Raw genomic sequence first — 14835 nt, forward strand, 5'->3', positions numbered from 1 at the left:
GAAGCCCTTCAAATGGACCAAGTCCGCAGACCAGATCTTGGCTTCCGTCAAACGCTTCTGTCACAAAGCTCAGCAGACATTATGTGGCGAACTTTAGATTCACGTGACTAGTGCCTGTCCAACAGGGACCGGCGATGTATCAAGTTCTTTACTGTCTCACGGACCAGCACGATTGGCGCCTGGTCGCACTTGGCGGCGCGGTGTGTCTGCTCGCAAGCGCGGCGGCGATCAGCCTGTTTCATCGGGCCCGTGCTGCGCGTGGAGGTTCTCGCGTAGCGTGGATCGCGCTGGATGCTGCCGTTGCCGGCTGCGGCATCTGGGCGACCCATTTCATCGCGATGCAGGCATACGGGCCGGGCGCCGGCGGCGCCTACAACATCCCAGTGACGGTCCTGTCGCTGATCTTTGCGATCGCAGTCACCTTCATCGGTCTCAGCATCTCGGTTTCGACGACGCGGGGGCCGCTGGTTGCGCTTGGCGGTGCCGTCGTCGGCGGTGGTGTGGCGGCCATGCATTACACCGGCATGATGGCGTTCGAGATTCCCGCCCATGTCGGCTGGGCAACGGGTACCGTGACAGTCTCGATCCTGCTCGGCATCGTCTTTGGATCGTTCGCCCTGTTCGTCGCGGGAAGAGGCGACAGCCTGTCCAACGCGCTGGGCGGGACGGTCCTGCTGACGGTTGCCATCGTCTCACACCATTTCACCGCGATGGGGGCGCTGGAGTTGACGCCCGATCCTTCGCTGGTGATCGGCGGTCTTTCGATCCCGCCGGCGTCGTTGTCCATCCTGACTGCCGGCGCGGCCGCTGGCATTCTCGCTATCGCGCTCGCCGCGGCTGTGCTCGACCGTCGCGCCAAGGGCGAACTCGGACGTCAGCAGGTCGTGCTCGATACCGCGCTCGAGAACATGTCGCAGGGCCTGTGCATGTTCGATGCCGACGGCAAGATTCTGCTTTTCAACGAGCGCTACGCCGCGATGCTGCGCCGCTCGGACATGCAGCTCACCGGCCGCCCGCTGCTCGACGTGCTGAAAGAAGAGCAGGGCAAGGGCCAGTGGAACGGAGATCCCGTTGAGTTCTTCGCGCGCCTCGTCGCCGATGCGCGTGAGGGGCGCACCACGACCGACGTCGTCAATCGGCTCGGCCGCTCGATCCGGGTCGTCAACCAGCCGATGCAGGGCGGTGGCTGGGTCGCGACCTTCGAGGACATTACAGAGTGGCTGGAGGCGCAAGCCAAGATCTCGCACATGGCGCGCCACGATGCGCTGACCAATCTGCCGAACCGCGTGCTGTTCCACGAGCAGCTCGAACAGGGACTGCGCCGGGCAAAGACAAATGACCAGCTCGCGGTGCTCTGTCTCGATCTCGATCATTTCAAGGACATCAACGACTCGCTGGGGCATCCGATCGGCGACGCGCTGCTGAAAGAGGTTGGCCGGCGGCTTGCGTCCTGTGTCGGCGAGAACGACACCGTGGCGCGGCTCGGCGGTGACGAGTTCGCCGTGGTTCAGATCGGCCGGTCCGAGGAAGCCGCCGCAACAGTGCTTGCCGGCCGTCTCGTCGAAGTGATCTCCGCCCCTTACGAGATCGATGATCATCAGATCGTCATTGGCGTCTCGATCGGCATCTCGCTGTCGCCGCAGGACGGCGACAACCCCGATGAACTGCTGAAGAACGCCGACCTCGCGCTGTACCGCGCCAAGGCAGACGGCCGCGGCACCTACCGCTTCTTCGAGACCGGCATGGATGCCCGCGCGCAGGCGCGGCGCCTTCTGGAAATGGATTTGCGCGCGGCGCTGCAACGCAATGAATTCGCCGTGTACTACCAGCCGATCCGCGACGTCGCCAGCGATCGCGTCGTCGCCTTCGAAGCGCTGCTCCGCTGGAACCATCCGCACCGCGGCCTGATCTCGCCCATCAACTTCATTCCGCTCGCCGAAGAAACCGGACTCATCGTCCAGCTTGGCGAGCTTGTGCTGCGTGGCGCCTGCGCTGACGCAGCGACCTGGCCGGACGATATCGGTGTTGCCGTCAACCTGTCGCCGGTGCAGTTCAAGAACCCGAACCTGATCGCATCCGTGACCGAGGCGCTGGCCGCCTCGGGGCTCGCGGCGCGCCGCCTTGAGCTCGAGATCACCGAATCCGTGCTGCTCCAGAACAGCGAGGCGACGCTGACGACGCTGCACGAGCTGCGCGCCATGGACGTGCGGATCTCGCTCGACGATTTCGGCACGGGCTATTCGTCGCTGAGCTATCTGCGCAGCTTCCCCTTCGACAAGATCAAGATCGACCGCTCCTTCGTGTCGGAGCTTGGGACGCGCGAGGATTCCGTGGCGATCATCCGCGCGGTGACGGGATTGGGGCGCAGCCTCGGCATCGTGACCACCGCGGAAGGCGTCGAGAACGATGAGCAGCTCGAGCTCCTGCGGCGCGAAGGCTGCACGCAGGCGCAGGGCTATCTGTTCAGCAAGCCGAGGCCTGCGTCAGACGTCACGATAATGCTGGAACGCCCAAGGCTGCGCGCGTCAGGGTGAAGGAGATTATGGTTTGAGCATGATCTTTCCGGAAAACCGCTTCACACTTTTCCGGGTCATGCTCTAGCCGCGGCGCAGTGCGAAATGCGCGCCGCAGAACGCCATCACGGCGCCGAGGCACAGCGCGGCGAGCCCGGCGAGCACACCCGAGACGGTCGGGATCGGGCTCGGCGCCGAGGCCACCTGGCCCGCCCCCGCAAGCAGGAGTACGCCGACGGCGATCAGGAATTGCCGCATCCGTTGCGGGATCTGGCCGGAGACGGCGCTCTGCATCAATGTCGCCGTGAAATATCCGCCGGAAAAGCCGACGGTCGCGATCAGCCACCAGGCGATCGCCGCGCCCGCGGGTATGAACTCATGGGTGTCGGAGCGCCAGAGGCCGCCGAGGTCGAGCCCGTAGCGCGCGCCCAGCATGTGCACCGCGACCGCGAGCAGCACGCCGGAGATCACGGCGGCGCCGAGAATCAGGCGGCGCGGAAAAAAGGTCGTCTCAGCCATGCCCCGCTTGTAGGATGGGCGAGGGCGATCGCGCAAGCGGATCGCAGACGGGATTGCGCGGATGGTATTGATTTGAAGATGCAGGTTTTGGGAGCTGAGGACGCTTCGGCCAGGAGCTATGCCTACAAGGCATCGCTGATCGGCTCGGCGCATCGCTTCGAGCTGACAGAGGAGGGGCTTTCCTGGCACATCGCAGGCCGTTCCGGCCTGTGGCGCTATGACGAGATCTCGGCGATCCGGCTGTCGTTCCGCCCTGTGTCGATGCAGCAGCACCGCTTTCGCGCCGACATCAGCCACGCCAGTGGCGGCCGCATCGCGATCCTGTCGACGAGTTGGCAGACCGCGGCGCTGATGGCGCCACAAGACAACGGTTTTCGCGCGTTCATCGTCGCGCTGCATGCGCGGATGGCGCAGGCCGGTAGCCGCGCCCAATTGACTGCGGGGCTTGGCCGCAAGACCTATGCGGCGGTGCTGGCGTTCCTGGCGGTGCTGACGGTGGCGATGGCGGGCCTATTGATCCGCGCGCTTGCGATCGGCGAATTTGCGGGCGCGCTGTTCATCGTCGGCTTTGCCGCGCTGTTCGCCTGGCAGGTCGGCGGTTTCGTGCGGCGCAACCAGCCGCGGAGCTATACGCTCGACCGTCTGCCCGGGTCGCTGCTGCCCTAGCTTTGCAACCGGCCGCAATCAAACGTGACTTCGCGGTCGTGCGCCGCTGCCGCATCGTGCAGGCATGTCGACCAAGGATAGCAGCGCTCGCCTGCCGAGCGCGGATGAGATTTCCGAGATCAACCGCAGGCATCTGATCGACACGCCACTCGCGCCGGCCGATCTGTTGTTCATGTTCGGCACGCGAGAGGATGTCGCGTTGCGCGCCAAGACCGCGGCGCGGCTGTGGCGTGAGGGCTATTTCCGCTGGTCGATTGTCAGCGGCGGCGTGACGCCGGGCTCGGAGCAATCCGAGTGCACCATCATCAAGGCGGCGATGGTCGCGGCGGGCATTCCGGCGGACCGGATCCTCGAGGAACATCGTGCGATGAACACCGGTGAGAACGTGATCCTCTCGCTGCCGATCATCGAGGCGGCGCTGGGACTGCGGAATATCCGCCGCGTGATCTGCCTTGGCAACACCTGGACCGCGCGGCGCTACCCGATGACGCTGCACCGGCACTGGCCCGAGGTCGAGAAGATGCTGGTCACCGTCGACAGTTTCGCGACACCGCGCGGGCAATGGCATACCGACGCCGAATTTTGCCGCCGCATGCTGCACGAATGGGACAAGATCGAGCCGTACAAGGCGAAGGGCTTCATCGCGGAATGGCCGGAGCCCTGAGAGGCGAGGGGCTAGATTCTTGTTTTAACGCGTCTTCTTTACGCGAACCGGTATCCACTTCGCTCGAAAACGCTCTGGCTACTCTGTCGAGTCGAAATCCTCTTCCTTGGTGCCGAGCAGCGACACGATCGTGCGCAGACCGGAGTCGAGCTGCTCGGGCGAGGGCGGGGCGAGCGCCAGGCGCACGGCATTCGGCGCGTGGCCATGCGCGATCGCGAAGGTCGAGGATGGTGTCAATGCGATGCCGCGCCGGGCTGCCGCCGCGACGAAGGTCTGCGAGCGCCAGTGCGGCGGCAGCGTCAGCCAGAGATGATAGGAGCGCGGGTCGGCGGCGAGCTGATAGCCGGCCAGCAGCCTTGCCGCGGTCTGCTGACGGCGCGCGGCGTCGATGCGTTTCAGCCGCGTCAGCTCGGCGACGGTGCCGTCGGCCATCAGCCGCTGCCCGGCCGCAACCGCATGGCCTGAGGCGATCCAGCCGCCGGTGCGGACGGCGCTCATCACGCTCTCGCGCAGATGCGGCGGCGTGACGAGGATGCCGAGCGCAAGCCCCGGCGCGACCTTCTTGGAGAGGCTGTCGAGCACGATGCAGCGGTCCGGCCCGAGCGCCGCGAGCGGCGTGTCGTCGGCGAGGAAGCCATAGACGGTGTCCTCGATGATGGTGAGGTCGAGCTTTTCGGCGACGCGCATGATGTCGGCGCGCCGTGTCGCGTTCATGGTGACGCCGAGCGGATTCTGGATGATGGGCTGGAGATACAGCGCCGACAGGTGGGCCTCGCGATGCGCTTTCTGGATGGCGTCGGGCCGTGCGCCGTACTCGTCCATCGGAATCGGGACCAGCGTCACGCCGAGCCGCGCGGCGATGCTCTTGACGTAAGGATAGGTCAGCGCCTCGACACCGCAGCGGCCGCCGGTGGGCACGAGCGCCGTGAGCGCGGCCGCGAGCGATTGCTTGCCATTGGCGGTGAAGACGATCTGCTCGGCCTGCGGCGCGAAATCCTTGCGCGCGAGATAGGCGGCGGCGGCATTGCGCGCACTCTTGGTGCCGGTGCTGGTCGAGATGCGCAGCACGGATTCGAGCGCGTCGACGCGCTCGAGCCCCGCAAGGCTCTTGGCGATCATGGCCCATTGCTGCGGCACCAGGGGGTAATTGACCTCGAAGTCGATGCGCGCATCGCGCGGCTCGCTCATCGTCTCGACTTCGCGCCTGATATCGCCGGAGATGAAGGTGCCGCGGCCGACCTCGCCGACGACGAGGCCGCGGCGGAGCAACTCCGTATAAACCCGGCTCGCGGTCGAGACCGCAATGCCGCGATCATAGGCAAAATTGCGCTGCGGCGGCAGCCGGTCGCCGGGCCTTAACGTGCCGTTAGAGATATCGGCGGCAATGGCATCGGCAAGCTTCACGTACTCGAACTTGGACATTATTGCACCGAGAGCAATGTTTTCCTTGTACCGAGCAATGTACTGGAGCATTTAAGTTCCATCAAGGTCCGCGATTGAGCCGAGGTGTGCGAGAGCAATCCGACGGCAAATGGGGTTCAGGCGCTTTCCGCGTCTGCGCCAACGGCATCCGCTTTGCCGCGTGGACAGCAGGCCGGAGAAGAAAAATGAACACGATCTCGCAAACTGCCGGGCGGAGTTTACGCCCATCCTCATCGGGCGGATTTTTCCGCGCGCTCGCCAGCGGCGCCTATGCGCTGTTCGACCGCCTGGAGCACCGCTCCGCTGTCAAGACGCTGTGCGAGCTCGACGACCGCGCCCTGCGCGACATCGGGATCACGCGCAGCCAGATCGAGGACGCGGTCTACGGGCAGGTCAAGGCCGAACTGACGCGGTATCTTTGAGCTGACGGCGTGCGGAGTAGCGACACTCGTCCCTCTCGTGTCCCGGACGCGGTGCGGCACGCGGTGACGCCCCGCAGAGCCGGGACCCAGGAATCCACACGGATCGCTGATGCATGGGCCCCGGCTCTGCAGCGCACCACCATAGCGCGTCGAAGAGGCGCGTAAACGCGCTCTTGGTGCTGCGCAGCGTCCGGGGCACGAGACCGTTGTTAGATGACTGACATAGGCTTGCGTCCTCGCGGCTTGTTTCGCCCGAGCTTTGCTGCGTCGTTGCCCTCCGTGAAAGAGGGCGCAGGGAAGGCCGGATGCCGGCTGGCACCCGCGGTCCACTGTGCGAAAGTTGCGCTACGAAATCTGCACAGCGGCATACAGGTGAAGCCAAGACATCCCGGCCTTCCCTGCGCAGTGGTTTTACGGCTTATGTCGCGCTCTCCCCGGGGAGCGATGCACTATTGCCCCCGTCACCTCACGGACGGCTGACGCGCGGACCCGGTCGGGCCGTCGCATCACCGCAAGATTTGGCGCACAGGCTCCGGGCGCCAGGACGACACGATTTTGCCGTACGCGAGCCGCACTGGTCGTTTGCGCGACGCCCTCGCTGACGGTTGCCCGCCCTGCGTAGCATTTCGCGCCGATGTGGCCCTCGTCCACCGCCACCCGGCCCGCGTGTCGTGACGATCGCGATGCGCCCCTCTTCCTTGGGCCGGAGTAAGGCGATACATACGCCGTTTCGGAATTTCGGTAAAGTGGAATATATTTAGCCGAGCGGATTGACCTGCGATTTGTATGTTTTGCCCGTCAGGCAACACAAATCTTGTAGCCCGGATGGAGCGTAAGCGTAATCCAGGATTCGTGCCCGCGGACGCATTGGCCCCGGATTGCGCTTCGCTCCATCCGGGCTACGAGCTACGGCGCAGCGCCCCGCCGCTGGGATCAGGCGATCGCGACCTGGTCCCACGCGCTGCCAAAAGCCCAATCATCCTCAGTACGGTCCGGCTTGCGGCGAGGCCGTGTTGGCGTGCCGCGTTCGCGCCGATGCCGGACGTCCAGGCGCTGCATATGTGCGACGACGCTGCCGACGAGTAGGGCGATGCGCGCCGCCGCCTGCCTCACGACGAACAGAATCGTCGTGACGCGGCTCAACACGCCTAGCAGGAACAGCACCGAGAAGATGTCGATATAGGCGAGGAAATCGCCGACCAGCATCAGCTCCGGCGGAATTGGGATCCTGTGATAGTAGGCTAATACGATGATAGCGACGGGGATGAAGGCGATGACCTTCCGCACCGTCAGTCTGTCCAGCAGCGCCGCCAATTGTACGACCAGCACCTCCCACAAGGCGTCGCCAATCGCGAGCGGGACTTCGTAAATCCATCTCCGCCACCATTGCTTCACGCTATTGCTCCGAGCTTAGTGCCTGACCACCAGCACCGAGCACTTCGCATAACGCACGACGTGCCCGGCGTTGGAGCCGAGGAAATAGGTGCGCATCGCCGGCCGGTGCGAGGTCATCACGATCAGGTCGGCCTTCATGTGGACTGCTTCCTCCAGGATCTCGTGATAGATGCCGCCCTGGCGCACCACGCTGGAGATGCGGGAAGGCTCGATGCCGGATTCGCGTGCGACGATGGCGAGCGCTTCTTCCGAAGTCTGGCGCTGCTGCTCGTCGAAATCGGCCGGCACGTATTCGGCCAGCATTACCGGCGTCATCGGCAGCACGTTGAGCAAGCGTATCGATCCGTTCCAGGTCTGCGACAGTGTCAACGCAGTTGCGATCGCCGGCTTGGCGAGATCGGTATCGGCGAGATCGATGGGCACGAGAATGGACTTGAACATCTACGCCTCCCTATTGACCAGGCTGGATCAACCAGTCGAGACCGCGCCCGCGCGTCTCATCCCGTTCGAAGCAGCTTGGGGCTGACGAACAGCACCAGTTTGCCGCGGCGGTAGGCCACGTCCTCCCAATCCTTGACGTCAAAGTCGAAGATCGCAAGCCCCGCGGTGGGCAGGTTGTGGGCGAGCGCCTTGGTGCCGGCGTGATCGCCGCCGCCCATCAGCATGAGCGCGACCTCGTGCATGCCGGGATTGTGGCCGACCAGCAACAACCGCTTCGGGTTGGCCGGGACGGTTGCAGTGCGAACGGACTCCAGGATCTGCGCGGGATGGGCGCCATAGAGTTCCGGCAGGATCTCGACCTGCGGCGCCGCGACGCGGTTCTCCATCGCGGTCCAGGCGATGTCCCAGGTCTGCCGGGCCCGGACCGCATGCGACACCAGCACGGTATCGGGGAAGGGCGGATGGGCGGCGATCCAGTCGCCGATCTGCGCGGCATCCCTGTGGCCGCGGTCGTCGAGGCGGCGATCCCGGTCACGGCCGCTCGGCGCGTCGGTCTCGGTCTTGGCGTGACGCAGCAGCATCAAACGGCGCATGGCATTCTCGAATCGTTACGCATCCAGAATAATCTACAGGCGCCGGTTGAGGACAAGGTGACAAGCGCCCGATCGGTCCTTTAAGAAAACGACATGAGTGAGACTTTCACAAGCGCGTCCCAGGAAGAAGCCGGCTGTCGTGAGCGCATGCGGCTGTCGTTCGATCTCGACGCCGACATCTGCGTCATCGGGGCGGGGCTTGCCGGGCTCTCCATCGCGCTGGAGGCGGCCCGGCTGGGAGCCAGTGTCGCGGTGCTCGAGGGCCGCCATATCGGCTGGAACGCCTCCGGCAACCAACTCGGCACGGTGATGCCGGGCTTTGCACTGCCGCTCACCGAGCTGATCGAGCGCATCGGCTTCGAGGACGCGCGCGAATTGTGGGCATTGTCGAAGGAGGGCGCGGAGTTCGTCCGCGCCAACGCAACGGAAGAGAACATGCCGGGGATCGGCCCAAGCGACGGCGTGCTTGAGGTCTCCAATGTCGATGCCGGCGACCGGCTGATCAGCCGGTTGCAGACGCTGAGCGAGGATTTCGACACCGAGGTCGAGGGCTGGCAGGCCGATCGCGTTCGCGAGGTGCTGAAGACCGATCACTACTTCCACGGCGTATATTATCCCCGGGCGTTCCAGGTCGACGGCCGCAAATATGTGCACGGCCTTGCTGCGCTGGCGCGGCGCGCCGGCGCGCGCATCTTCGAAGATACGCCGGTGGTCAGCATCGATCATTCCGGCGTCCGCAAGCGCATTGTGACGCCCTCGGCGCGGCTGCGAGCCACGCACATCGTACTCGCCGGCAACATCCATCTCGGCGCGCCCTTGAGGCGCCTGTCGGAGACGCTGCTGCCGGTCTGGCGCTATGCCGGGATCACCGCGCCGCTCGGTGAGCGCGTGCATGAGATCATCGCCTTCAAGGGATCGGTGATGGATTCCGACGGCGTCGACCACTTCCGCATCGTCGACGGCGACCGGCTGATGTGGGAGAGCCCGGAGACCACCTGGGCTGCGCGTCCGCAGCGGTTTGCGGGCGCCGTCAGGCGACGGATCCGATCCATCTTTCCGCAACTCGGCAATGTCGAGGTCACCGACATGTTCGGCGGTGCCACCGGTCAGACCGTGCATGGCATGCCGCAGATCGGCCAGTTGCGCAAAGGTCTGTGGGTGGCGAGCGGTTTCGGCGGCCACGGCATGAACACCTCGGCCATGGCCGGACAGTTGATCGCGCGCAGCATCCTGTGGGGCGACGAGCGCTGGCGGCTGTTCTCGCCGTTCGAGCTGGTCTGGGCGGGCGGTGCGACCGGACGCGTCGCCGGCCAATTGGTCGGGATCTGGGGCAGGGCGAGTTCGGCCGTCGCAGGCTCGCTTGCCCGCTACCGCGAACGGGCGCGGGTCAAGGACAGGGAACGCGAGGCGCGTCTGGCCTCGGCTAACCGGGCCGCCGGTACCGGTCCGCGACGTCCGCCGCCTGGTGTCCGGCCGCGGCCGACCCCGCCGCCGAAACCTGTGGCCAAGGAGGTGGAACCGGCTTCTCATGACCACAGCGTCTCGCAATAAGTTGAGAAAAACTCCGCCCGGAAGTGTAACGTCGGCCGTTAGAGCCCGTATCTCAGGGCGTGGACTCCCCGCGCACGGAGAATGAGATGTTTGACCGCCGCATCCTGTTGACGACTGTCGCCGGCCTGTTCGGCCTTTCGGCCTTCCGCTGGCTGAGAGGGTCCCCGGCCGAGGCCGGAGAGAAGGCCGCGGAAAAGTTCGAGATCCAGAAGACTGAAGCCGAGTGGCGCGCCCAGCTCACGCCGCAGCAATATGAGATCTTGCGCAATCAGGGCACCGAGCGGCCTGGCTCCAGCCCGCTGCTCAACGAGCACCGCAAGGGCATCTTCGCCTGCGCCGGCTGCGACCTGCCGCTGTTTGCGTCTGATACCAAGTTCGAGAGCGGCACCGGCTGGCCGAGCTTCTACCAGCCGATCGAGGGCAATGTCGGCAAGACCGAGGACCGTACCTACGGCATGGTTCGCACCGAGGTGCATTGCCGGCGCTGCGGCGGCCATCTCGGCCACGTCTTCGACGACGGTCCGAAGCCGACCGGATTGCGCTACTGCATCGACGGTTTCGGGCTGGTCTTCCACCCGGCTGCTGCGTCGGCCACGTAGGCAGTTGTAGTTGTCATTCCGGGGCGATGCGTAAGCATCGAGCTACGGTGCGCGATTGCGCATCTGAGAATCTCGAGATTCCGGGTTCGGTCCTGTGGACCGCCCCGGAAAGACCTAACGTCCCGGCAATTGTTGCCGGCCCGGCAATTGTGCCCCGGTCATCCGACCGGGGCCTGTCTATTTAAGTCATTGATTTGTTGAGAGTACCCGCATTGGCATAGCCTTTGCGACTGTCTCCTCCGATTGCGGCCATGCGTCGGCGCCGCCGAGATCGGATTTGGAGACAAAGTTATGGGTATCTTCGATGCAATGAACACCTCGGTGGGTGGCCTGCAGGCGCAGTCCTTCGCGCTTCAGAACATTTCCGGCAACATCGCGAACTCATCCACCACCGGTTACAAGGGCATCGGGACCAGCTTCGTCGATCTCATTCCCGACGCCTCGGTGCCGAACAAGCAGGTCGCGGGCGGCGTGACGGCCAACGCGAAGGCCACCATCACCTCGCAGGGCACGATCTCGTCCTCTGCTGTCGCCACCAATATGGCGATCACCGGCGACGGCTTCTTCTCGGTGCAGAAGGCGAGCGGCGTTGTCGACAACGTGCCGGTGTTCGACGGCGTCAACTATTACACCCGCCGCGGCGACTTCCAGCTCAATGCCAACGGCAATCTCGTCAACGGCGCCGGCTACTATTTGATGGGCGTCACGGTGGATCCGAAGACGGGCAATCCGACCGGCAGCGTGCCGACGGTGCTGCAGTTCCAGAACAACTTTGTCCCGGCGCAGGCGACGAGCTCGATCCAGTACGGAGCGAATCTGCCGACGCAGCCGAAGACGGTGGCGAGCTCCACTGCGGCGAGCGGCACGCTCGTGGCCTATGGTGGTCTCGATCCGGCTGACTTCACGTCGAATCCGCTGCCGGTCGGCTCTCCGGCTCCGCGCACGGATGCCACCAAAACTAGCCTGACGGGTGCCAACAACAGTCTGGGGGGGCCGATCACCGCAGCGACGAAATTGTCGGGCACCGCGCCGAGCGACTCGCTGACAACAGGCTTTGCGGCAGGCGATACCATTATCGTCGGTACGTCCCCTGCGACGACGATCACGATTACCGCGGCGGGCGGCCTGCATGACGCGACGCACGTTCCCGCCGACGGCACCGTCGGCGACCTGCTTGCGGCGATCGGCACCGCCACGGGTGTAGCGCCGACCATCAACACCGCGAACGGTGCCATCACGTTCCACACCGGCACGGCGCAGGACCTCAGCATCCAGAGCACGGCGTCTGCGTTCTCCGCCTCCGCGCTCGGATTCACCAGCCCGGTAAACCAGCCACGTGGCACCGGCACGGTCGGAACCGGTACGGTGATCGGCAGCGACGTCGACACCTTCACCAAGGAGTCGATCAGTGGCGGTGCGGTGACCGCCTACAACGCTGCCGGCACCCCGGTGAACCTGCAGTTGCGCTGGGCCAAGACCGACAGCGCCTCGCTCGGTGCGGGGCATTCCGACACCTGGAACCTGTTCTACCAGACCGACCCGAATGCGACCGGTACGCAGACCGCCTGGGTGAACACCGGCCAGGCCTTCACCTTCGCCAGCGACGGCTCGCTCACCTCGCCGAGCGGCTCCGGCATCACCATCAACAACGTCAGCGTCAGCGGTCAGCAGCTCGGCTCGGTGGCCTTCAACATCTCCTCGGGCGGACTGACGCAATATGCCACCACCAGTGGCGCGGTGACCATCAACACCATCACGCAGAACGGCTACGCGGCCGGTCAGCTTCGTTCGGTCTCTGTCAGCAACAACGGCCTCGTGATCGGCACCTTCTCCAACGGTCAGAACCTCGACCTTGCCAAGGTGACGCTGTCGCACTTCAACGGCACCAACTACCTCAAGGCGATGGACGGCGGCGCCTATGCGGTCACCGACCTGTCGGGTCCGGCGATCGAGGGGGCCTCAGGCACCATCAGCGGCTCGTCGCTGGAAGGCTCGAACACCGACATCGCCGACGAGTTCACCAAGCTGATCGTGACCCAGCAGGCCTATTCGGCCAACACCAAGGTGATCACGACGGCAAATTCGATGGTGCAGGACCTCCTGAACGTGTTGCGCTGATCGGCGCGTGACATAACCAAAGGCGGCTAGTCAACATGGGTTTGAGTTCAGCCCTCGCCAGTGCGATGAGCGGTCTGCGTGCCAACCAGGCCGCGCTCTCGATCGTCTCCTCGAACGTCGCGAATTCGCAGACGCCGGGTTACGTCGTCCAGACGCCGAACCAGATCGAGGTCACCACCGGCGACTTCGGTGCGACGGCGATGACGACCGGCGTCAGCCGGGAGCTCGACAGCTATGTGCTGAATCAGCTGCGTACCGAGACCGGCGGCAGCGGTTATGCCGACCAGATAGCCAACATCCTGAAGCAGCTTCAGAATGTCTATGGCACGCCGGGCAACAGCGGCACGCTCGAAACCGCGCTGAACAATTTCACCACCGCGCTGCAGGCGCTGTCGACGAGCGCAGGCTCGTCGTCCGCCCAGACCGTCGCCGTTGGTGCTGCGCAGGCGCTGGCGCAGCAGCTCAACACCACCACCAAGGGCATCCAGTCGCTGCGCTCCAACGTCGACCAGGACCTCGGCACCTCGGCGCAGCAGGCCAACGCGGCAATGCAGCAGATCGCCGACATCAACACCAAGCTCCAGGGGCTGTTGCCGAACGATCCGACCGCCGCAACGCTGATGGATCAGCGCGATCAGGCGATCAATACGCTGTCGAAATATGTCGACGTTCGCGTCACGACCGACGGTTCGAACCAGGCCAACATCTACACCACCACCGGCATCCAGCTCGTCGGCGCCGGGCTCGCCTCGCAATTCTCCTTCTCGTCCGCCGGCGCCCTGTCGGCGACGTCGCTCTACAACACCGACCCGGCCAAGTCCGGGGTCGGCGCGCTGACCATCAAGCTGCCGAACGGCTCGTCGCTCGACGTCGTCGCCAACAACGTTGTCTCTTCCGGACAGATCGCGGCCGATCTGAAGCTGCGCGACCAGACGCTGGTGCAGGCGCAGAACCAGATCGACCAGCTCGCCGCGACGATGTCGAGCGCGCTCTCGGACAAGACAACGGCCGGCAGCGCGGTCGCGGGTCCACCGGCCGGCTTCAACGTCGACCTCGCCGGTGCGCAGCCGGGCAACACCGTCAACATCACCTATACCGACACGACGACCAACACCCAGCGCCAGATCACGCTGGTCAACGTCACCGATCCGGCGGCACTGCCGCTGCAGAACGCCACCAATGCCAACCCGATGCAGGTCGGCGTCAACTTTTCCGGCGGCATGGGCGCGATCGCCTCTGCGCTGAACACCGCGCTTTCCGGCACGCATCTGACATTCTCCGCGGCTCCGTCGCCGGCGACGACGCTGAGGATCACCGATGACGGCACCGGCCTCGCCAAGGTCAATTCGTCCTCGATCACAAAGACGATCTCCTCGCTCACCTCGGGCAATCCGCAACTACCACTGTTCACCGACGGCGGGCAGGCGCTCTACACCGGCGCGATCACGGCTTCGGGCTCGCAGATGACCGGCCTTGCCGGACGCATCGCGGTGAATACGCAGCTGGTGACCGATCCGACCCGGATGTCGGTCTACAGCACCTCGCCCGTGACGCCCGCGGGCGACACCACGCGTTCGGACTATCTCTACTCGCAGCTCACTACGGCGGTGTACTCCTATTCGCCGCAGACCGGTCTCGGCTCGGCGAGCCAGCCGTTCCGCGGCAGCATTTCCAATTACCTCCAGCAGTTCCTGAGCGTCCAGAGCAATGCCGCGACCCAGGCGACCCAGCTCCAGCAGGGCCAGAGCGTCGTGGTCTCGACGCTCCAGGCCAAGTTCAACTCGACTGCCAGCGTCAACCTGGACTCGGAGATGTCGAACCTAATCCAGCTTCAGAATGCTTATGCCGCCAACGCGCACGTGATGTCGGTGGTGCAGAGCATGATGAACACGTTGCTCCAGGCTCAAGCGTAACCAGTACAGGGCTCTGAAA

13 protein-coding genes are annotated in these 14835 nt (G+C 64.9%); 8 read left to right on the plus strand and 5 right to left on the minus strand.

What is annotated here, in order from left to right:
• Positions 1 to 134 precede the first annotated feature (134 nt).
• Positions 135 to 2534 (plus strand): bifunctional diguanylate cyclase/phosphodiesterase, encoded by a 2400-nt coding sequence (locus tag AC630_RS04850; RefSeq protein ID WP_074117334.1) that lies wholly within the window; start codon positions 135 to 137, stop codon positions 2532 to 2534.
• 63 nt (positions 2535 to 2597) lie between these two features.
• Here AC630_RS04850 and AC630_RS04855 read toward each other — a convergent pair whose 3' ends face one another.
• The gene (locus AC630_RS04855) at positions 2598 to 3032 is read right to left on the minus strand and encodes a hypothetical protein (RefSeq protein WP_074117335.1); all 435 of its coding nucleotides are present in this window, start codon (positions 3030 to 3032) and stop codon (positions 2598 to 2600) included.
• Positions 3033 to 3110: 78 nt separating this feature from the next.
• Here AC630_RS04855 and AC630_RS04860 point away from each other — a divergent pair, with 78 nt between their 5' ends.
• Entirely contained in the window at positions 3111 to 3698 is a 588-nt protein-coding gene (locus AC630_RS04860) for a hypothetical protein (protein WP_074117372.1), read from the plus strand.
• Between the two features lie 64 nt (positions 3699 to 3762).
• The gene (locus AC630_RS04865) at positions 3763 to 4362 is read left to right on the plus strand and encodes a YdcF family protein (RefSeq protein ID WP_074117336.1); all 600 of its coding nucleotides are present in this window, start codon (positions 3763 to 3765) and stop codon (positions 4360 to 4362) included.
• A 78-nt stretch (positions 4363 to 4440) separates the two neighbouring features.
• On the opposite strand, the gene AC630_RS04870 is transcribed toward AC630_RS04865, so the two are convergent.
• Positions 4441 to 5784 (minus strand): aminotransferase-like domain-containing protein, encoded by a 1344-nt coding sequence (locus AC630_RS04870; RefSeq protein ID WP_074117337.1) that lies wholly within the window; start codon positions 5782 to 5784, stop codon positions 4441 to 4443.
• A gap of 185 nt (positions 5785 to 5969) precedes the next feature.
• On the opposite strand from AC630_RS04870, the gene AC630_RS04875 reads away from it, so the two are divergent.
• Positions 5970 to 6206, plus strand: coding sequence for a DUF1127 domain-containing protein (locus tag AC630_RS04875; protein WP_074117338.1), 237 nt, complete (start codon positions 5970 to 5972; stop codon positions 6204 to 6206).
• Between the two features lie 933 nt (positions 6207 to 7139).
• Here AC630_RS04875 and AC630_RS04885 read toward each other — a convergent pair.
• The 3 genes from AC630_RS04885 to AC630_RS04895 all read right to left on the minus strand — a co-directional run bounded on the left by AC630_RS04885 (position 7140) and on the right by AC630_RS04895 (position 8635).
• A complete protein-coding gene (locus tag AC630_RS04885) occupies positions 7140 to 7520 on the minus strand; it encodes a hypothetical protein (RefSeq protein WP_245330261.1) in 381 nt (126 codons plus the stop codon).
• A 96-nt stretch (positions 7521 to 7616) separates the two neighbouring features.
• On the minus strand, positions 7617 to 8042 hold the full coding sequence (locus tag AC630_RS04890) for a universal stress protein (RefSeq protein ID WP_074117340.1): 426 nt from the start codon (positions 8040 to 8042) through the stop codon (positions 7617 to 7619).
• A 56-nt stretch (positions 8043 to 8098) separates the two neighbouring features.
• Positions 8099 to 8635, minus strand: coding sequence for a SixA phosphatase family protein (locus tag AC630_RS04895; RefSeq protein ID WP_074117341.1), 537 nt, complete (start codon positions 8633 to 8635; stop codon positions 8099 to 8101).
• A gap of 93 nt (positions 8636 to 8728) precedes the next feature.
• Between AC630_RS04895 and AC630_RS04900 the strand changes: the two genes are divergently transcribed.
• The 4 genes from AC630_RS04900 (at position 8729) to flgK (ending at position 14816) form a co-directional block, all read left to right on the plus strand.
• On the plus strand, positions 8729 to 10186 hold the full coding sequence (locus AC630_RS04900) for an NAD(P)/FAD-dependent oxidoreductase (RefSeq protein WP_074117342.1): 1458 nt from the start codon (positions 8729 to 8731) through the stop codon (positions 10184 to 10186).
• An 86-nt stretch (positions 10187 to 10272) separates the two neighbouring features.
• Positions 10273 to 10785 carry a peptide-methionine (R)-S-oxide reductase MsrB gene (gene msrB / locus AC630_RS04905; protein ID WP_074117343.1) on the plus strand — a complete coding sequence of 171 codons (513 nt, stop codon included), beginning with the start codon at positions 10273 to 10275 and terminating at the stop codon, positions 10783 to 10785.
• A gap of 291 nt (positions 10786 to 11076) precedes the next feature.
• On the plus strand, positions 11077 to 12903 hold the full coding sequence (locus AC630_RS04910; protein ID WP_074117344.1) for a flagellar hook protein FlgE: 1827 nt from the start codon (positions 11077 to 11079) through the stop codon (positions 12901 to 12903).
• Positions 12904 to 12938: 35 nt separating this feature from the next.
• A complete protein-coding gene (gene flgK / locus AC630_RS04915) occupies positions 12939 to 14816 on the plus strand; it encodes a flagellar hook-associated protein FlgK (protein WP_074117345.1) in 1878 nt (625 codons plus the stop codon).
• Positions 14817 to 14835 lie beyond the last annotated feature (19 nt).

The organism is Bradyrhizobium sp. AS23.2, assembly GCF_001908185.1.
GTDB lineage: Bacteria > Pseudomonadota > Alphaproteobacteria > Rhizobiales > Xanthobacteraceae > Bradyrhizobium.

Excerpts from the sequence above, each read along its gene's own strand:
- AC630_RS04860 (WP_074117372.1), top strand. The coding sequence starts at position 3,111 with ATGCAGGTTTTGGGAGCTGAGGACGCTTCGGCCAGGAGCTATGCCTAC.
- AC630_RS04910 (WP_074117344.1), top strand. The coding sequence starts at position 11,077 with ATGGGTATCTTCGATGCAATGAACACCTCGGTGGGTGGCCTGCAGGCG.
- AC630_RS04875 (WP_074117338.1), top strand. The coding sequence starts at position 5,970 with ATGAACACGATCTCGCAAACTGCCGGGCGGAGTTTACGCCCATCCTCA.
- flgK (WP_074117345.1), top strand. The coding sequence starts at position 12,939 with ATGGGTTTGAGTTCAGCCCTCGCCAGTGCGATGAGCGGTCTGCGTGCC.
- AC630_RS04850 (WP_074117334.1), top strand. The coding sequence starts at position 135 with ATGTATCAAGTTCTTTACTGTCTCACGGACCAGCACGATTGGCGCCTG.
- AC630_RS04895 (WP_074117341.1), bottom strand. The coding sequence starts at position 8,635 with ATGCGCCGTTTGATGCTGCTGCGTCACGCCAAGACCGAGACCGACGCG.
- AC630_RS04855 (WP_074117335.1), bottom strand. The coding sequence starts at position 3,032 with ATGGCTGAGACGACCTTTTTTCCGCGCCGCCTGATTCTCGGCGCCGCC.
- AC630_RS04865 (WP_074117336.1), top strand. The coding sequence starts at position 3,763 with ATGTCGACCAAGGATAGCAGCGCTCGCCTGCCGAGCGCGGATGAGATT.
- AC630_RS04870 (WP_074117337.1), bottom strand. The coding sequence starts at position 5,784 with ATGTCCAAGTTCGAGTACGTGAAGCTTGCCGATGCCATTGCCGCCGAT.
- msrB (WP_074117343.1), top strand. The coding sequence starts at position 10,273 with ATGTTTGACCGCCGCATCCTGTTGACGACTGTCGCCGGCCTGTTCGGC.
- AC630_RS04900 (WP_074117342.1), top strand. The coding sequence starts at position 8,729 with ATGAGTGAGACTTTCACAAGCGCGTCCCAGGAAGAAGCCGGCTGTCGT.
- AC630_RS04890 (WP_074117340.1), bottom strand. The coding sequence starts at position 8,042 with ATGTTCAAGTCCATTCTCGTGCCCATCGATCTCGCCGATACCGATCTC.